Genomic DNA, 17,858 nt, shown 5'->3' with positions numbered 1-17,858 from the left:
ACCGATTATGAGCAGAGGTTGGTCTTAGCGGTTTTATACCGTGACTGTTTAAAACCGCAATAACTTCAAACCTTTTTATATCTTGTCATTTTCGTCACGACGTAGACCATCTTGCCACTCAGCATGATTGTCAGGTTTTTCTATGCCACTATCTGTTTCTTTTATCATTTTATCAGAAGTAGGATCAGTTTTATGCAGGCTATGGTTATAGCTCATACGCTCGCTCAAATGGGTTTCTGCATCACGGCGACGCGGATCAAGCGCTTCTGCATCAGGATTTGCATCCTTAAAGTCGGCTTGTTCTTGCACTTCTTCGACTGTATCTTGCTCGCTGACCATTTTGACATCACCATCGCTTTCATAGCCGTGGTCTGGGTTGTCATCGCCCGTGGATTCTTGCTTATCAGCAGTGACCGCATCAGCCGTCTGCGTAGAATCATCTGTCGCAACGCCGTTTCTTGCTTGCGCTTGGTTTTTTAATTGCGCGTAATCGGTGAGTTTATGTACCGCATTATCCAAACTGTGCGGATTATCGCGAGGTTGCGCTTCGGCTAAATGCTTATCAAAGACATCGGTTAATAAGGAATCAAAACGTATGGCATTATAGCGAATCAGCTGCTCCGCCTCTGCTTCGGTAATATCACCATTTTGGCTAGCATAAACCACATGATCTTCAAAAGTCAGACCTTCGAAATGGTCTTTATGCTCTGCCTTTTTAAATTTCTGCCATAAAGGCTCTACTTCGAGCAGGGTTTGATAAGCGTTTTCCATGCGACCATTGACATCATGTGGCTCAGTATTGTAATACACCATGGTTTTAAGGTAATCGCGGAATGGATTGGCTTCAAAGTCATCCATAAAGGTATCGCCTAATTGGCGTTTGAGCTCGTCGCTCACTGGGGCAAAGATACGACCGCTTGGGAAAGTGACAAAGCTGACTACGCTTGCCGCCATGCGATTTGGGAAGTTGGCAAACAAAGATAAAAAGGCTTCTTGAATGGTGTAAAGGCTATTTTTTAGCGCCACTTCTGCATGTAAGCGCTCGGCTTCTGATTTAGAACCATATTCATAAAATTGCAAAATCGCTGTACAGATAAATAGATGGGCGTGAATATCTGCTAAGCGCCCAGAGAGCATCTCTTTACGTTTTAAATCACCCGCGAGTAGACCTAGCGCCATATCAGCGGTCAGGGCAAATCCTGCGCTTAGACGATTGATGTCTTTATAATAAGGGCGGGTAAAGCTATCGGCAAAACTTGGCGCATGACTGCTACCACCGACATAACCTGCGACAAAGGCTTTGGCGCCGCGATTAAAGGTATAGCCCAAATGTTTAAAGAATAGATTATCGAACTCTTTAAGCGCGCCTTCTTTATCGTCACTTTGTAGCAATTGTAGCTCATCGAACAGATAAGGGTGGCAGCGCATCGCCCCTTGACCAAAAATCATCAACGAGCGCGTTAAAATATTGGCGCCTTCAACAGTGATAGAGACGGGAATGGATTGATAAGGAATCGCTAAAAAGTTGCGCGGGCCCATTTGTACGGCGCGACCACCGACGACATCCATACCGTCATTAATGACATTGCGCATGGTTTCAGTCGCATAGTATTTTGCCATTGCCGTCATGACCGATGGCGTACCACCTTGGTTTAGACCGCAGGTGACCAGATGACGAAACGCTTCAAGCATGTAAGTGTTACTTGCCATGCTGCTGGTCACGTCCTGAATGCCTTCAAATTTACCGATCGAGATTTTGAATTGCTCACGTACTTTTGCAAATGCCCCAACGGTCAAATAGGCAACTTCACTGGCCGACGTTGATAGCGCTGGCAAGGAGATGCCGCGACCAACGCCCAAACATTCCATCAGCATCCGCCAGCCGCGACCAGCGTTTTCGACGCCGCCGATAATATAATCGAGCGGAATAAAGACGTCGTTGCCATCGACCGTCCCATTCATAAATGGCGAGCCAACTGGATTATGCCTTGGTCCTGTAATGACGCCTTCGTGACTGGCAGGCACCAACGCACAGGTAATACCGTAATCAGTCTTTTTAGGGTCACCAAGTAGACCTTCGGGGTCATACATTTTAAAGGCTAAGCCAACGACGGTAGCGATAGGCGCTAGGGTAATCCAGCGCTTAGAAAAATTCATACACAGACCGAGTACTTGCTCGCCTTCATGCATGCCATAGCAAACCACGCCCGTATCAGGAATTGCGCCAGCGTCAGAACCCGCCTCAGGGCCGGTCAAACCAAAACAGGGGATTTCATCACCTTTGGCAAGACCCGGTAGCCAGCGTTGCTTTTGCGCATCGGTGCCATAATGCATCAAAAGCTCACCAGGGCCAAGTGAGTTTGGCACCATACAGCTGACAGCAGCTGTCGGTGAGCGCGAGGCAATCTTACTCATCACGCGGCTTTGCGCATACGAGCTAAACTCCAGTCCGCCATATTCTTTTGGAATGATTAAGCCCAAAAAGCCATTGTCTTTGATAAAGCGCCACGCTTCTGGTGACAACTCTTTATCTTCATGGTGAATTTTCCACTCATCAAGCATCGCGCACAGCACTTCGACTTCATTATCGATAAAGCTTTGTTCTTCTTCTGACAATTCAGGGTACGGGTATTTAGCGAAGGTATCCCAATTCGGCGCGCCCATAAATAGCTCTTTTTCCCACCAACTGGTACCAGCATCGAGCGCTTCACGTTCGGTATCACTCATGCTTGGCATGGCGCCGCCCAAAGCTTTATAAACGGGCTTGGTAATCAATGACTGACGCAGCGGAGTGAGCAGCAGCACCAAGCACAGTAATGCAATCGGTATGCCTAAGATGAGCGACCATGGACTGATAAAGGCGGTGACGAGGACGGTAACAAGGGCGACGATACTACCGGTGACACGCGATAAGGATAATAAAAAGATGGCCAAGACCATGGCTAACTGAATGAGGATTGCCAAAATAAAAAAGCCAATGGCCATGACTGTCTCCTTGCTAACGCCGAATACACCAGCGTAAAATTTAAGTGAATAAAAAAATGCAATAATGTGAATTATTATTTTAATTTTTCATTATAGCTGGGCTTAGAACAAGCTCATTTATGCTACAAATTGAATATCTGTGTTGGACTTTATTTAAAACTTAAGCTTGTAGATAACTACTGTATAAAAGCTCTTAGAGCAAAAATAAAGTAAGCTACCAATATGAAACAGTTGTTTATAACTATCAAGAGCCAAAATGCTACGCTATGTCGAAAATATGTATCAAGCGTCAGACAGAAGTTGCTAGCTAAAAGGTCTCAGGCAAAAGGCGCTAGGCTTTTCTCAGCGTACGAGAGCGTTTCATTGCGCCCGACGATGATATGGTCAATTAAAGACAAATCTATTAAGTCGCAGGCTTTTTTTAGCTCATAAGTGAGTAAATTATCGGCCGTTGATGGGGTAGCGTCAGTATGAGGATGATTATGAGCAACGATAAGCTGACTGGCAGCGTGGCTCAACGCATGGCGTAACACATGTTTGATGCAAACCGAACAAGAGGAAATCCCGCCAGTAAATAGTATCTCAAAATTGATTAAATTTAGCGCATTATCTAAACATAGCACGGCAAAAACTTCACGAGACTCACCGCGCAGCTGAGTGCTGATGTAGTCTTTGACCATTTGCGAGCGCCCAAGGGCATGACCGGTTTTAAGCTGACTGTCCAAATAACGCCTGCCCATCTCAAGCGATGCTAGAATCTGCGCGTACTTAGCGGGACCGATACCGTGACAAGCAAGTACCGTCTCTTTTGGTGCGGCCAAAAGTTCAGCTAGGCTGCCAAACTGCTCTATTAAATGCCGAGCAAGCTCAATGGCCGATTGCGACGGGGTACCTGTGCGCAAAAATATCGCTAATATCTCGGCATCAGATAAGTGAGCGGCACCAAATTTCAGTAGCTTTTCACGTGGCCTGTCATCTTCGTGCCAGTCTTTAATTGCCATTGTTACTCCTTAACAAAGGATGGATGCCAGATAACTGAGATAAATCTACAAAACTTCCCCTAACTTATCGCATAATTGTTACTATAAGCGCAATTTTTATCTTTCATTTTTTTATCGATGCCATGCTTATGTCAAATATTGTGCTTGCTATCACTGGCGGTATCGCCGCCTATAAATCTGCTATTTTTGCCCGTCTTTTAGTCAAGGCGGGCTTTGATGTGCGCGTCATTATGACCACAGGCGCACAAGCCTTTATCACGCCGCTGACTTTGCAGGCTTTGACTGGTAATGAGGTGCATATCTCATTACTTGATGAGCAAGCAGAGGCGGGTATGGGTCATATTGAGCTTGCTAAATGGGCAGACTTGATTGTCATTGCGCCTGCTTCCGCCAATACCTTAGCGCGGCTGGCAATGGGTATGGCAGATGATTTATTGACTACGGTCTGCTTAGCTACGACTGCGCCGGTTATCATTGCGCCAGCCATGAATCAGCAGATGTGGGCGCATCCGGCGGTGAATCTCAATGTGCAAACTCTGCACGATATGAATTATCAAATTATTGCACCTGGCAGCGGCGAGCAGGCATGCGGTGACGTCGGAGCAGGGCGCTTGCCTGAGCCTGAAGATTTATTAGCGGAAGTACAATTATTTACCGCCATGCAAACCACGCCGCAGCTTTTAGCCGGTAAACGCGTGGTGATTACCGCAGGACCAACGGTAGAAGCTATCGATCCCGTGCGCTATTTATCCAATCACTCCACTGGCAAAATGGGCTTTGCTTTAGCCCGTGCTTGCGTGGCCGCTGGCGCAGAGGTGATTTTGATTGCTGGTGGCAAAGTTGCCTTGCCAACACCGCTTAATGTCACGCGCATTGATGTGTTATCAGCGCAAGATATGTTGATAGCCGCACAGCAATGTGTTGATGGCACGCATAGTGCGCTACAGTATTTACCTGAAGACGCTGATGAGCATTCTCATGAACATAGCCATGAACATAGCCATGACCATTCTCATCATCACGATGACTGTGGTTGCGGTGAAGCGCATCAACATGAAAATGAACATGCTGAAAATGAGAGTGCGGGTATAAAGGTTGCTGATATTTTTATCGCCACTGCCGCCGTCGCCGATTATCGTACCCTCGATGCCGCGCCGCAAAAAATCAAAAAAACCCAAGATGCCATGACGCTAAACTTGGTTAAAAACCCTGATATTTTAGCGACGATTTCTCTTGCCCATCCGGAGCTGTTTGTCGTGGGTTTTGCAGCAGAAACGCAAGATGTTGAGCGCTATGCGCGTGGCAAGCTGCTATCTAAAGACTTAGATTTGATCGCTTGTAATGACGTTTCGCGCGCCGATATTGGTTTTGCCAGTGACGATAATGCCATGCAAGTGTTTTTCTCCGAGCGTTATGAACACGATAATGTGATTCTTGAAAAGGCCAGCAAAGATGAGATTGCCGAGCAGTTAGTTACTATTATTGGTGAGACCATTTGGCAACGTCATCAAGCATAATTAATCATAAGAAACGGTCTACTTATGCTGATTGCGCTGTTGTCAATGTCAGTCGCCGATATCTATCATCACTATCGTTATTAGGTTATAAGTTTCTATGACTCATATGACGAATATGATGGATAGCGATAGTACCCAGACGTTATTGCTACTGGCAATTTTTGCGCTAGCATCATTATTGCATGGTATTAGCGGACTGGGTGTGACGTTAGTAACCACCACTGCACTTGCCAGTATTTATCCGTTACCGCATGCGATTGTCTTGGTGATTTTCCCGTCGTTATTGCTCAATGCCATGACGTGGTTAGCAGGTGGCGGACGCAGTATTTGGCAAAATTTCATCTATTACGGTAGGCGCTATTGGTTATTGGCATTGACCAGCCTGCTCGGTAGTATGCTCGGTGCCAAGCTACTGCTGTGGGTCGATAGCGCATATATTCTATTGGTATTAGCTGCGGTGATTGGCTTTTATGTCAGCAGTAGCTTGCTCGGTAAGCAAATCCGTCTGCCCAATACCAAGCCTGTGTTGATTATCGTTGGACTTAGTGCTGGAATAATTGGCGGTGCGACCAATGCTATGTCGACCATACTCATGATGTATTTACTGTCCGCAAGTGACGATAAGCATACCATCGCCAAAGTTGGCAACATGTGCTATTTCTTGGGTAAGGTTGCGCAAATTATTGTCTTACGTGAACCTATCATGGCGCTAAGTGCTAATGAGTGGCAGCTGATTATCTTACTGAGTGTATTGTCTATCGCTGCGCTGTTGGTTGGGATTCGCTTGCGTCGCTATTTACCGCAAGCCCGCTTTCGTCAGCTTATCTTGTTGATTCTTACCGTTCTCGGTATTCGGGTTGGCTGGCAAGGCATAACAGCGTTGCTATAAACTTAACGCTTAAACAAGTTTAGCGATTAAATAGATTTAATATTATAGTGGCAACGATACTGATAATAATCATGGTGACCACTGGAAAGTAAACTCGCGTATTGCCTGAGGTATGTTTGATATCGCCTGGCATATTGCCGAGCCACGAAAATGCATTTGGAAACAGCAGCCAAATAATGCCGATAATAACCAGCAAAATTCCTACACCAATCAATATTTTTGCCATTTAAACTCTCGCTAACCTCTCTAGTTTTCTTACGTTATTTGGTCATGGCTTTTTCTAAGTAACACCTTAATCAATCAATTCTGCAAAAAACAGCTGCTGTGCCAAACGAAACGTATTACAGTGCGCCTCAACCACGTCTTCAATATCTTCTGAATAGCCGCCGCCCATGACGATAGCCACGGGAATATTGGCCGCTTTAGCTTGTTGTAGGACAAACGCATCACGCGCCTTACAACCCTCTAGCGTCAGACTAAGCTTGCCCAATTTATCGGTTGCCAACACATCGACCGCAGATTGATAGAACATCATATCCGGTGCAAACTCATGGATTAAGCGTGGCAGCGTATCCTCTAATATCTGTAAGTATTCTGCATCAGCCGTATCATTATCCAGCTCGATATCTAAGTCTGATACTTGTTTGCGAAACGGGTAGTTTTTTGCGCCATGCATACTAAAGACAAAAACGCGCGGCTCATCCGCCATGATACTGGCGTTGCCATTACCTTGATGCACGTCTAAATCCACGATTAAGATTCGTTGTGCCTGTCCACGATTTAATAATAAATTGCTGGCGATACAAACATCATTAAACACACAAAACCCCTCGCCATGATCGGCAAAAGCATGGTGAGTGCCGCCCGCGACGTTCATCGCCACGCCGTATTGCTGCGCATATAACGCACATTCATAGGTGGCATGGGCAATATAACGACCACGCTCTACCAACTCTGGCGTCATCTCAAAACCAATGGCGCGCGCTTCTTTACGTGGTAAGGTTTGGGTTTTAAGCTGCTGCCAATAGTCCGCAGTATGCGTGGTTAAAATCTCCTCTTCGCTCAGACGTTTTGGGGCAAAAAAATTATCGCTAGTGATGGTCCCTTCGGCCAGTAAACGCTCAGGAATCATCGTATATTTTTGCATGGGGAAGCGGTGTTTTTCGGGTACGGAATAACGAAAAATATCAGAGTAAGCAATTTTTAGCATAGTATTAACGTATGTCTTTTAAAAAGTAATTTAAGAATAGAAGGTAAAAGAATAGAGAGGTTTAAGCGTTTTGAAAGTAGAGGATTGGTGAGTAATTGTAAGAGCGACAAATACTGAGTTTGCGCAATGGATTACTGAACAAACTGCGTAGGTAAGAAAAAGGTGCGCGCATCCTCTTGTCGATGTAGCGCCATCAGTAAATCTTGCAATTCTGTAGCAGGATTTTGATTGTTGACCAATTCACTAAATATCTCATAAGTCACCGTGGTCATCGCGATGACACTTTGTAATAAGTGCTCAATGGTACTTTCATCCATACCGACCGCTTCGACATCGATGGCGTTTTTGTAGCGTATTTCGCCATCATTGATATCCATTTCGAGATTGCCAATCAGCATGTCGTAATTAATTTGGGTAATCAGTAACATGGCGGCGCTTTGATGGCTTTCGGGTATTAAGAACGGCAAAACACCATAGACCGCTAGCAAGTTGTTATGTTCTTGCACGCGAAATAGGTAGCCGCAATCAAGATTTTTATTGCGCATTCTAAAAGACAAATAGTGTGATTGCTGGCTGTCGTTATTATCGCTGACACTGCTTTTAGGTCGATAATGGTTATAATGCCATTGTTGATCGTCGAAATACTGCTTAAGATAATTGACAATAGGGGTGTCATTCAGCGCAGTTTGCTGCGTCATGCTGTCTATGTCATTATCAAAATCAAAATAAGCGTCAGTATCAGTATCAGTATCAGTGTCAGTGCTGCTATCTAAGCGACTATCAAGATTGCTACTAAGGCTGCTATAAATAACCTCATCGAAGTGATTATCAAAGTGGCTATCAACGCTCTGGTTTGCGTTACGGTTCACATTATGGTTTAAGTCAGGGCTAGAGCCGATAATATCCGTATCATCATTGTCATTATTATCACTGTCTTTAGGATAAGTTTGAATACTATCTCTTTCATTTTTTGAAGGATAAGCGTTGTTTTTATCCTGTTTTGTCAGACTTGAATCTGAACTCAAGTCCGAGTCCGAGTCCAAGTCCAAGTCCAAGTCCAAGTCGTTATCAATCTTCGTGTCGTCAATAGTAGCCTGTTCAGTTGCCATACTAAGCAACTGCTTGATTCTTTGCCATAAGCTGAGTTTAGAAGATTCGCTCATAGATAATAGCTGACTAATAAAGGGTGAATAATAAAATTTTAAAGAAAACCGTACGCTAAAACAGCAGATTAATTGCTGCCAAATACCAGTCCTGCTTTGATACTAGGCTGCGCATAAAACGCTTGCAGCATCTCTGTTATATGCGCCGTAAACCATGAGCTTTCAAGAGCGTCCGTGACGACAGGGAGCAGGGCGGTACTCAATTGCGTTATTGCCTGCTCATCGATGTGTAAACTTGCCGCGATAGTAGCTATGCTATCGGCCTGATGGTTGCTATACCAAGTATCGACGCTCGCTGCCACAAGGCTGTGCAAGTAAGGCGATAGGCGCAGACGGTTGTAGCTTTGTTGAATACTATTTTCAATATGCGCGATACTGCTATCGTTTGGCTCATCGCGTAAATAGGTTTGGATTTCGCTGATTGGTTTTTCTTTGATACGCCCCCAACCGGTGACCAATAAGCGCGCAACCTCTTCGTTGGTTAAATGCGCTTGGGCGTTGGCTTCTGCTCGGCGTGTTAAATCTTTAATATTGCGATGCAGGTAGGACTGCAGTTTTTCATCAAGATTGCGGTTGGTGGCTTTTTCAAACGAGCTGCGCCCAAGTTTCATCAGTTTACCAGCAGGGCCCGCTTTATCTAGCGTGGATTCCATAAAATCGTTGATAGCGTGATACAGCGTTTGCGTCAATAAATCAGCAAAGGTTTCATTGCCAACCAGCGTATGCACCAAGATATTACGCTGCTCTTCATGACTGCCGACATAGCTGGCTAGGATCTCAACTTGGCTGTCATCGACCAATTCTGATAAAGGCACATTATCATTAACCGGATGATAAATAATAGTATGCAAAATATCACGAATATCGCGTCGTACTACCTCGCTTAGCGGCTGCTTGAGAAACCAGTCATTAATAAGATGCTGCAAATCATCGCTACTGATATATTTGCTCAATGGCTGCTCGCCAAACCACTGCCAAGCCTGTGTTGCTAAAGGCTGGGCTTGCGCATGCAGCCATTGTTGCATAAAGGCAACTTGCGCCTCGATTAAGCGGTCGAGCGTTAGGTTGGTGCTCGTAGCACTTTGAGTGTCTAAATTTTGGCTATCTTTTGAAGTCTGCATAGGTTTTGAGGTCATAGTAATCGACAATTTGTTATACTGTGGGGTTGAAGTAAGCATAAAGTATTATGCCACGAACATCAGCGGTGTTTGTGATGAATATTGCCTGCTGCTTAATAAATAAATGAGAGGTTTGGATGACGGCTCTGAATACAGCTTTACTTGCGCTTGATAAGCTAACGGTTCAGCGCGGTGAAATTCCTTTATGTGAAGGCGTGACGCTCAATCTGGCGGCGGGTAGCATTTGTCACTTGGTCGGTGCTAATGGCACGGGTAAAACGACGCTACTGATGCAATTAGCTGGGTTATTGCCAGTGCTAAGCGGTGAGGTTATTTATCAAGGGATAGCAAACTTACCCGTGCAGCCTTTATATGTATCGCATCAATTGGGCATTCATCCAAACCTGACCGTCGCCCAAAACCTCACTTTTTTGCTTAATTTATATGGCATTAGTCCAAGTACAGCTGAGATCGATGACGCCCTTACATGGGTAGGGCTGCAGGGTTTTGAAACGATTAGCTCAAGCCATTTATCTGCGGGGCAAACACGGCGCATTACCCTTGCACGGCTTTATTTATTAACGCCTGAGGTCACGCCTTTATGGCTACTCGATGAGCCATTTACCGCGCTTGACGTCGATATGGTAGCACGCATGGAAGATAGGTTGCGCGAATTTGCTACGGCTGGCGGTGCGATACTAATGACCAGTCACCAAGCCGTCGGCGTTGCCAATCAAGTGCTCGATTTGTCCGATTATATGGTGTAAATGCTATCAATATAACTGCCATGAACATCAATCTAACTGCAACAAGCGTCAATATAAGTGCGACACGCATGAGTGGAAGAGCCAATAAATGATAGACACTGACAGTGCAGTAAAAACCGTGAATACAAGCTCGGATGCTAATACTTCAAATGTTAATACAGCTGCTGTGCGCGGTATCAGTTTTATGCAGCTTTGGCGGCGTGAATGGCAGGTCAAGCAGCAAGGCGCGGTGCAGTGGTTATATCCTTTGGTACTGTTCCTAGTGATTATCACCTTGTTTCCGCTAGCGGTTGGTAGCGAGCCTGCTTTATTACAACGCCTTGGCGTATCGGCAGTGTGGATTGCGGCATTACTGTCACTGGTAATGGGTGTTGATGGCTTGTTTAAGCCTGCGCTTGATAATGGTACGCTTGCGCAGTTAGTCGTCGCTAAAGCATCGCTGCCATTATGGGTGCTGATTCGTTTGGTTATTCACTGGATTTTTAGTAGCGGCATTGTGGCAGTATTAAGTTTGCTCGCCGTGCCTTTATTTCAGCTAAGCTGGTTTGAGGCATGGATATTGATGGCGTCTATTATTACTGGTAGTCCGATGCTGCTCATGCTGTCAGCAGTCGCCAGTAGTTTGACGTTATCACTAAAAAACGGCGCGGTGCTGGTACCTTTGATTGCCTTACCGATGCAGTTGCCGGTATTGATTTTTGCTACTGGTGCGATTGATTTATTTGCCACAGGTCTCAACGGCTTGCCGATTTTAGCGTTATTATTAGCAGGTAGCATCATTTCGATACTGGTGATGCCATGGGTGATTGCAATGACGTTAAAAATGGCATGGTTAAATTAACAATTAATGTTGGCATGTTATATTCAGGTCAATATTAAAAAGAGGCAGCGGGGCTGGGATAAATTTTTCGTCGCCTCTGTCGGCGTAGGCACAGCAAGCAAGAAAAATTTGCACCAGTCACCCGGCATAGTATTGTCTATCCTTTTCATTTAGTATCGACTATATACCTTTTCTGATGAAAGCCCTTTATCTTAACAGCATGATGAAAACTGGCAACTTTGCTATAATAGGCTATTCAACAAATAATCACGTGTAGATTCTATCCAGCGTTTAACGTCAGCAAGTTAGCGGGTAGGCGTATGAATCATGCGTTTTACTCGATAATCACCAGCTGCGCAATAGGTTTATTCCCATGCCCAACCTGAATAATGTCTCATCTCCTAGCCTGTGGCAACGCATTTGGCAGGTCTTTTTGACCACTGTGGGTACTAAGCAGTTTTTTCGTATCTTTGCACCTTGGGTTAAGTGGCTCGCGATATTAGCCGGTCTCTGTCTGTTCATCGGTAGCGTTTGGGGCTTGGCATTTGCGCCGCCGGATTATCTGCAAGGTAATAGCTATCGCATTATTTTCATCCATGTACCCGCTGCCAGTCTCGCTATCTCTATTTATTTTGCCTTAGCGGTACTTGGTGTCATTTATCTGGTATGGAAAATTAAGACCGCAAGCCTTGTAGCTCAGGCACTGGCTCCGATGGGGTTTTTGCTTTGTGTGATTAGTTTACTCACAGGTTCTATATGGGCAAAACCGACGTGGGGGACGTATTGGGTTTGGGATGCACGCTTGACGTCTATGCTCATTTTGGCGTTTTTGTATGCTGGGGTAATGGCGTTGTTTGCGGCCTTTGAACATACCGCCAATCGCGGTAAAGCGGCGGCTATTTTGTCTATCGTTGGCGCGGTGAATTTGCCTATTATCAAGTACTCAGTGCAGTGGTGGAATACCTTGCACCAAGGTTCAACCTTTACCCTGACGGCGGCACCAAAAATGTCGGCAGATATGTGGCTGCCCTTACTACTGATGATTATTGGTAGTTATTTACTGGTCGCTTCATTGGCCATTTATCGGACCAATACCCTGATTTTATATCGCGACCAAGGCAAAGCATGGGTCAAAGAATACGTTCGTAGCCAAAATAAATAATCCTAAAATACAACCATAAACCAAGCAAATAACGGCTAGGGAAATAAAATGCAGCCTTACTTTTATAGCGTCTCTGAGTTTGTTGCCATGGGTGAGCATGGCGTGTTTGTCTGGTCATGCTGGGCAATTACGGTTGGCGTGATGCTGTTTTTTATTATTTATAGCCGCCGTCAACGCCAAGCGCTTATCAAGCAGCTATCCATTCAGCAAGCTCGTCAAGCACAGCGCGCTGCCAAGACCCCTAATTCTAAAACCAAACAACCATCCTAAACAAATCTTCTTAAAAAATTCTTTTTAATATCAAATTTTTAGCCTATCAAATAATAATGCCTTACTGGTAAATATATGACCGCATCGGTTGCTAGGGGGGCTTATTGATTTGGGCAAAAAATGCTACCATATAGGTATTAGAAAAGTACGGTTAGACGGGCTTATCATTAAGTCAGTCCAATAAGCATTTCTTTAATATTTTCTGTTTTGCAGACGAGTGGTTTGTAGAACAGCGACTCATCAATGAGGTAGTGGTATGAACGCAGTTCGTCGCAAAAAACTGATGTGGGTTATGTTTACGCTTGCAGGGGCGGCGATTGCCGTGGTATTGGTGATTTATGCCATTGGGCAACAGACCGATTACTACTTTGACGCCACCGCCATTGCGCAAGGTGAAGCGCCTCAGGATAAGCGTATCCGCGCTGGTGGTATGGTCGTTGCCGGTAGTGTCCAACGTGCGCCAGACGACCCGTTAAGCGTGGAGTTTGCGATCACCGACTTTGAATCAACCGTGCCGGTGACCTATCAAGGTATATTGCCTGATTTATTCGCTGAAAACTCAGGCGTGGTAGCAACGGGTAAAATGCAAGGTGATACCTTTGTCGCAGGCGAAGTATTGGCCAAGCATGATGAAAACTATATGCCGCCAGAAGTGGCCAAATCGATGAAAGAAAACAATCGTAACGGCGCCATACCTTCTTCTGAGCAATACAATCCTGCCGAAAAAGTGCATAAGACCGATACTTTGCAGCAGTAACAACGCTGACAATACAATTATTAATAGTTATCGTAAAAAGTATTAAACATAAAAAAAGCCAGTGACCTTTATCACTGGCTTTTTTGTGCTTATTTTCATTTTTACATTACTATAGCTTACTAATCATCCCATTCTGGTGAATAATCTGGATGCTTAATTTTACGCCCATCGCTACGCGCTAAGCTACCGATTTTCTCAAGCTCATCCGCACTGAGCGTTACCTTGACAGCATCTAAGTTGCCTTGTAAATGGTCGGGGTTAGAGGTTTTTGGAATGGCAATACGTGCCTTATCAGATAAAATCCACGCTAGTGAAACTTGCGCTGGTGTAATCCCATGCTTATCAGCAATGTCTTTAATGATTTCATTATCAAACACATCACCACGAGCAAGCGGCGAGTAAGCTTCTAATAAAATATGGTGATTGTTTAAAAAAGTCTGCAGGGTGTTTTGCTTAATAAAGGGATGAAACTCAACCTGATTAACCGCAATCGGCACATCAGCATATTTTTTAGCCTCGATAATATTGGCGATATTAAAGTTAGATACCCCAATATTACGAGTCAGCCCTTGTTTTTGTAGCTCGCAAAGCGCTGGCATCGTTTCAGACAAAGGCACCCGATCATCAGGCCAATGCAGCAGCAGTAAATCAACATAATCAGTATCTAAGTTTTCTAGCGAGCGCTTGGCCGCAGCGATAAGTTTTTCTGGTTCAAACTTCATGTCATCAGGAAATATTTTCGTCGTTAAAAAGAACTTATCACGCGCGACGCCTGATTGCTTAATGCCTTTTCCCACCTCGACTTCATTATCATAAGCTTGGGCAGTATCAATATGCTCATAGCCCATTTGTAGCCCCTGGCTGACCACATCGATACAGTCTTGTCCCGTTGATTGCCATGTACCCAGTCCGAGTACCGGAATGTTCGCTTGTCCAGCGGTGCGAATATTATAAGTTTTAGCACGCATATTATTATCCTTGTTTTTTTGTGATTTATTAATGGTTCTTATCGTTATTAATAGAGAATTTGAGCAGACATATAAATTTCTTAGATTTTATTAAGCGTCGATTTTTATTAAATCAAAGCTTATATTAAGGCACATTCTCTATTAAGCTTAGCCACTATAAAAAGAAAATAGGCTAAGTGAAAGAGTAAGTGACGCTTTCCTACAAACCACAAACAGGCTGTAACGTCATTGCGAGTCGTTGATTGTACCCATTCAATAAAATTTAAGAGCAAAAAAGCCCACTATTCAAAATAATGGGCTTTTTCAAATTAAGGCAATTTTAACTGTAAAAACGTTTTATTTATTCGAATTAATCGTTTTTACAATGGTTAATATTAACTATTGAGCAGCAGCTTCGGCAACTGGTGCAGTATCTGTTGTAGGAGCAGCGGTTGCAGGGGCTGCAGCAGCAGTAGCTGTGTTCTCACCCCAGATTTTTGGGTATTTGTAGCCTGGGAAGCTATCGTGAGCATACTTTTTAAAGGCCTCTGAGTTATAAGCGTTGGTCACGTCTTTGACCCATTTCTTATCTTTATCCGCAGTTTTGATGGCAGACCAGTTGACATAAGCAAAGCTTGGCTCTTGGAATAGCGCTTCAGTCAGCTTAATACCCGCATCGGTTGCGTAGTTGCCATTGATAACAGCAAAGTCTACTTCATCACGCGCACGTGGCAGCTGGGCTGCTTCTAGCTCAATGATTTTGATGTCGTACTTGCTGTTATCAGCGATATCTGCTTTTGATGCGGTCAGAGGATCGATGTTGTCTTTTAGGGTAATCCAACCAAGCTCATCCATCATGACCAATGCACGAGCAAAGTTACTTGGGTCATTAGGCGCAGAAACGCTCATGCCTTTGTAGGCTTCGTCAAGCTTGGTCTTTTTACCAGTATAGATGCCAAGTGGCGCAGTTGGCACTTGGAAGACTTCAACCAAATCAAGATTATTCTCTTTTTTAAAGGTATCAAGATAAGGCTTATGTTGGAAGATATTGATGTCTAAATCGCCATCAGCTAAAGCAATGTTTGGACGTACATAATCAGTAAAGGTGACCAGCTCAACTTCATAGCCTTGCGCTTCTAACGAGCCTTTTACTTGGTTACGAACCATATCAGCAAAATCGCCTTCAGTGGTACCGATCACAATCTTGCTATGTTCAGGATCGATATCGTTGCCCGCTGCCGTTTCTGTCGTCGTTGATTCAGTAGCACCTTCAGTGACTGGCTCTTTGCTAGCTTCTGGTGCTGATGAGTTATTACAACCGACCAATACAAGGCCTGATACGCCAACGGTGGCCAATGCGGTCGCGAGTTGACGGCTGATATCTGTTAATTTCATGAAACTTCCTTAATAAGGGGGAGGGAATAGGGATTAAATGTCAACAGTAAAAATCCGCATTAAAAAAGCAACATTATGAATAGTAATGCTGCTAAGTTAAAGGCTGTTAAGATAGTATCAAAATTAAAGGGAATCAGTTACAAAGTCAAGCATTTGCTTAGGATGAATCGGCATTAAACCTTGAGTATTATTCATATTAAACAGTCTTTGCCTCTCAAAATAAAAGGTGAAATCACCATAATAGAGAGGGTAAAGACTAAAACTTTGGCTTAACGTTTATCTAAACGGGTAGCTATCCAATTACCAGATGCCTGAATACCGATGACCATAATCGATAGCATCACGACGATAAAGACCATCACCTCAGTTTGATAGCGATAGTAACCGTAACGAATGGCCAAATCGCCCAAACCCCCACCACCAATCATACCCGCCGCCGCCGAAAACGACAGTAAGCTGATACATAAAATGGTCACGGACAATACCAAACCTGAGCGCGCTTCATTAAGCAATACTTTGATGATGGTCAAGGGGCGGGCACCCATAGATTCCGTTGCTTCGATAATGCCGCGTGGTACTTCGCGCAGATTTTGCTCGACCAAGCGTGCGAAGTAAAAGGAACCGGCAATCGCCAGTACTAGTGACGCGGCAATTGGTCCAATACCCGTGCCAACGATGGCTTTGGTAAAAGGACTCATGGCAATCATCAAAATCACAAACGGGAAGGCGCGCATAAAGTTGGTGATCGCACCAAGGACACCATACAAGGTTTTATTTTGCAGAAACTGCCGATCACTGGATAAAAACAAGAATACTCCAAACAGACCGCCGATAACGATGGCGACCGTCGTTGAGATACCTAGCATAATAAAGGTATCTACAAACGCCTGCAAAATTTCTTTACGTAGCGCAAGCAGCTTGTCCAATGAGGCGGATAATTCAGCACCAGTTAACATGTCTATTCTCCTGCCTCTTAATCTTCATGAACCAAGCCTTTGCCAATCGGGGTCGTGGCCTGAATCAGACCGTCGCGGATATCGGCAACCTCGAGCAACTGCCCTTGATGTAACAATGCGGCGCGGTCGCATAGCCTACGAATGACGCTCATCTCATGGGTGACGATGACAATGGTGACGCCAAGCTGCTCATTAATATCACGCAGACAAGTCAATAAGCTGCGCGTGGTTGAAGGATCAAGCGCACTGGTCGGCTCATCAGCCAATAATACTTTTGGGCTCGGCGCGATCGCACGGGCGATACCAACACGCTGTTTTTGTCCGCCTGATAGCTGCGCAGGATAGTGCCCAGCACGGTCAGTCAAATCAACGATTTCTAAGCAGTCCATCACACGCTTATAAATATCGGCACGCGGATAACCTGCCACCGTTAAGTTAAAGGCGACATTATCATAGACAGTACGGTTAGACATCAGGTTAAACTGCTGAAAAATCATACCGATATTGTGGCGGGCGATACGTAAGTCACTGGCCGATAAGGTGGTCAAATCGGTACCATCTATGATGACTTGACCTGAGTCTGGGCGCTCAAGTAAATTAATCAGGCGTAATAAGGTAGACTTACCCGCGCCCGAATAACCCATTAAACCAAAGATTTCGCCTTGTTTTACCGTTAAAGATGTCGGCTCAACCGCAGTAAACCAATGTGGCTTGCCGTCTTTATCTTTTATAGACCGGTCGCTTAAAAAGCTTTTGGTCACATCGTTTAAGACAATCATGTCACTCATGGAATGCTCAAAATTTAATAAATATTTTAATGGCTATGAAGCGGTTGCAGGCTCTTTTGCGTATTTGTGCGCAAATTAAAATCAACCTTCAATAACCCTATAATAAGGGGCGC

17 protein-coding genes are annotated in these 17,858 nt (G+C 44.6%); 7 read left to right on the top strand and 10 right to left on the bottom strand.

The genetic code is table 11. The annotated features are described in order from the left end of the window. Positions 1-75 precede the first annotated feature (75 nt). On the bottom strand, positions 76-2,985 hold the full coding sequence (locus tag AB8P72_RS11380) for an acyl-CoA dehydrogenase (protein ID WP_369957765.1): 2,910 nt from the start codon (positions 2,983-2,985) through the stop codon (positions 76-78). A gap of 317 nt (positions 2,986-3,302) precedes the next feature. Continuing rightward, on the bottom strand, positions 3,303-3,986 hold the full coding sequence (radC, locus tag AB8P72_RS11375; protein WP_193032125.1) for a DNA repair protein RadC: 684 nt from the start codon (positions 3,984-3,986) through the stop codon (positions 3,303-3,305). A gap of 128 nt (positions 3,987-4,114) precedes the next feature. Between radC and coaBC the strand changes: the two genes are divergently transcribed. Further along, positions 4,115-5,503, top strand: a complete 1,389-nt coding sequence (gene coaBC / locus AB8P72_RS11370; RefSeq protein ID WP_369957764.1) for a bifunctional phosphopantothenoylcysteine decarboxylase/phosphopantothenate--cysteine ligase CoaBC — start codon at positions 4,115-4,117, stop codon at positions 5,501-5,503. Positions 5,504-5,609: 106 nt separating this feature from the next. Continuing rightward, entirely contained in the window at positions 5,610-6,392 is a 783-nt protein-coding gene (locus tag AB8P72_RS11365) for a sulfite exporter TauE/SafE family protein (RefSeq protein ID WP_082894226.1), read from the top strand. Positions 6,393-6,411: 19 nt separating this feature from the next. Here the strand turns inward: AB8P72_RS11365 and AB8P72_RS11360 are convergent, their stop codons facing one another. The 4 genes from AB8P72_RS11360 to AB8P72_RS11345 form a co-directional block, all read right to left on the bottom strand. After that, positions 6,412-6,618, bottom strand: coding sequence for a DUF2905 domain-containing protein (locus AB8P72_RS11360; RefSeq protein ID WP_068403553.1), 207 nt, complete (start codon positions 6,616-6,618; stop codon positions 6,412-6,414). Between the two features lie 66 nt (positions 6,619-6,684). Next, positions 6,685-7,602 carry a histone deacetylase gene (locus AB8P72_RS11355; RefSeq protein WP_068403550.1) on the bottom strand — a complete coding sequence of 306 codons (918 nt, stop codon included), beginning with the start codon at positions 7,600-7,602 and terminating at the stop codon, positions 6,685-6,687. A gap of 131 nt (positions 7,603-7,733) precedes the next feature. Continuing rightward, complete coding sequence (locus AB8P72_RS11350) at positions 7,734-8,765, bottom strand: YbjN domain-containing protein (RefSeq protein ID WP_369957763.1); 1,032 nt, start codon at positions 8,763-8,765, stop codon at positions 7,734-7,736. A 68-nt stretch (positions 8,766-8,833) separates the two neighbouring features. Next, on the bottom strand, positions 8,834-9,886 hold the full coding sequence (locus tag AB8P72_RS11345; protein ID WP_227514901.1) for a hypothetical protein: 1,053 nt from the start codon (positions 9,884-9,886) through the stop codon (positions 8,834-8,836). 134 nt (positions 9,887-10,020) lie between these two features. Between AB8P72_RS11345 and ccmA the strand changes: the two genes are divergently transcribed. The 5 genes from ccmA (at position 10,021) to ccmE (ending at position 13,659) form a co-directional block, all read left to right on the top strand. Further along, positions 10,021-10,650: a heme ABC exporter ATP-binding protein CcmA gene (gene ccmA / locus AB8P72_RS11340; RefSeq protein WP_193032131.1), complete on the top strand. Its 630-nt coding sequence runs from the start codon at positions 10,021-10,023 to the stop codon at positions 10,648-10,650. 184 nt (positions 10,651-10,834) lie between these two features. Further along, entirely contained in the window at positions 10,835-11,491 is a 657-nt protein-coding gene (locus tag AB8P72_RS11335) for a heme exporter protein CcmB (protein ID WP_193032151.1), read from the top strand. A 352-nt stretch (positions 11,492-11,843) separates the two neighbouring features. After that, positions 11,844-12,632 (top strand): heme ABC transporter permease CcmC, encoded by a 789-nt coding sequence (ccmC, locus tag AB8P72_RS11330; protein ID WP_068403546.1) that lies wholly within the window; start codon positions 11,844-11,846, stop codon positions 12,630-12,632. Positions 12,633-12,680: 48 nt separating this feature from the next. Then, positions 12,681-12,902: a heme exporter protein CcmD gene (gene ccmD / locus AB8P72_RS11325; RefSeq protein ID WP_191690311.1), complete on the top strand. Its 222-nt coding sequence runs from the start codon at positions 12,681-12,683 to the stop codon at positions 12,900-12,902. Positions 12,903-13,158: 256 nt separating this feature from the next. Then, a complete protein-coding gene (ccmE, locus tag AB8P72_RS11320) occupies positions 13,159-13,659 on the top strand; it encodes a cytochrome c maturation protein CcmE (protein WP_068403544.1) in 501 nt (166 codons plus the stop codon). Positions 13,660-13,778: 119 nt separating this feature from the next. On the opposite strand, the gene AB8P72_RS11315 is transcribed toward ccmE, so the two are convergent. The 4 genes from AB8P72_RS11315 to AB8P72_RS11300 form a co-directional block, all read right to left on the bottom strand. Then, positions 13,779-14,627 carry an aldo/keto reductase gene (locus AB8P72_RS11315; protein ID WP_068403543.1) on the bottom strand — a complete coding sequence of 283 codons (849 nt, stop codon included), beginning with the start codon at positions 14,625-14,627 and terminating at the stop codon, positions 13,779-13,781. A 378-nt stretch (positions 14,628-15,005) separates the two neighbouring features. Continuing rightward, positions 15,006-16,001, bottom strand: coding sequence for a MetQ/NlpA family ABC transporter substrate-binding protein (locus tag AB8P72_RS11310; RefSeq protein ID WP_193032133.1), 996 nt, complete (start codon positions 15,999-16,001; stop codon positions 15,006-15,008). A gap of 269 nt (positions 16,002-16,270) precedes the next feature. Continuing rightward, on the bottom strand, positions 16,271-16,957 hold the full coding sequence (locus AB8P72_RS11305) for a methionine ABC transporter permease (protein WP_068403538.1): 687 nt from the start codon (positions 16,955-16,957) through the stop codon (positions 16,271-16,273). A 17-nt stretch (positions 16,958-16,974) separates the two neighbouring features. Beyond that, complete coding sequence (locus AB8P72_RS11300) at positions 16,975-17,745, bottom strand: methionine ABC transporter ATP-binding protein (RefSeq protein WP_068403535.1); 771 nt, start codon at positions 17,743-17,745, stop codon at positions 16,975-16,977. Between the last annotated feature and the right edge of the window lie 113 nt (positions 17,746-17,858).

The sequence above is a fragment of the Psychrobacter sp. CLB018 genome (genome assembly GCF_041222815.1).
Lineage (GTDB): Bacteria > Pseudomonadota > Gammaproteobacteria > Pseudomonadales > Moraxellaceae > Psychrobacter > Psychrobacter faecalis.
Note: the sequence above shows the minus strand (reverse complement) of the source record. Positions and strands in the feature narration are given on the sequence as shown.

Bases quoted from the DNA above. Each gene is read 5' to 3' on its own strand.
- radC (WP_193032125.1), bottom strand. From the start codon at position 3,986: ATGGCAATTAAAGACTGGCACGAAGATGACAGGCCACGTGAAAAGCTA.
- AB8P72_RS11355 (WP_068403550.1), bottom strand. From the start codon at position 7,602: ATGCTAAAAATTGCTTACTCTGATATTTTTCGTTATTCCGTACCCGAA.
- AB8P72_RS11335 (WP_193032151.1), top strand. From the start codon at position 10,835: ATGCAGCTTTGGCGGCGTGAATGGCAGGTCAAGCAGCAAGGCGCGGTG.
- AB8P72_RS11345 (WP_227514901.1), bottom strand. From the start codon at position 9,886: ATGCAGACTTCAAAAGATAGCCAAAATTTAGACACTCAAAGTGCTACG.
- AB8P72_RS11360 (WP_068403553.1), bottom strand. From the start codon at position 6,618: ATGGCAAAAATATTGATTGGTGTAGGAATTTTGCTGGTTATTATCGGC.
- AB8P72_RS11305 (WP_068403538.1), bottom strand. From the start codon at position 16,957: ATGTTAACTGGTGCTGAATTATCCGCCTCATTGGACAAGCTGCTTGCG.
- AB8P72_RS11350 (WP_369957763.1), bottom strand. From the start codon at position 8,765: ATGAGCGAATCTTCTAAACTCAGCTTATGGCAAAGAATCAAGCAGTTG.
- ccmC (WP_068403546.1), top strand. From the start codon at position 11,844: ATGCCCAACCTGAATAATGTCTCATCTCCTAGCCTGTGGCAACGCATT.
- ccmD (WP_191690311.1), top strand. From the start codon at position 12,681: ATGCAGCCTTACTTTTATAGCGTCTCTGAGTTTGTTGCCATGGGTGAG.
- AB8P72_RS11315 (WP_068403543.1), bottom strand. From the start codon at position 14,627: ATGCGTGCTAAAACTTATAATATTCGCACCGCTGGACAAGCGAACATT.
- ccmE (WP_068403544.1), top strand. From the start codon at position 13,159: ATGAACGCAGTTCGTCGCAAAAAACTGATGTGGGTTATGTTTACGCTT.
- AB8P72_RS11300 (WP_068403535.1), bottom strand. From the start codon at position 17,745: ATGAGTGACATGATTGTCTTAAACGATGTGACCAAAAGCTTTTTAAGC.
- ccmA (WP_193032131.1), top strand. From the start codon at position 10,021: ATGACGGCTCTGAATACAGCTTTACTTGCGCTTGATAAGCTAACGGTT.
- coaBC (WP_369957764.1), top strand. From the start codon at position 4,115: ATGTCAAATATTGTGCTTGCTATCACTGGCGGTATCGCCGCCTATAAA.
- AB8P72_RS11365 (WP_082894226.1), top strand. From the start codon at position 5,610: ATGACGAATATGATGGATAGCGATAGTACCCAGACGTTATTGCTACTG.
- AB8P72_RS11310 (WP_193032133.1), bottom strand. From the start codon at position 16,001: ATGAAATTAACAGATATCAGCCGTCAACTCGCGACCGCATTGGCCACC.
- AB8P72_RS11380 (WP_369957765.1), bottom strand. From the start codon at position 2,985: ATGGCCATTGGCTTTTTTATTTTGGCAATCCTCATTCAGTTAGCCATG.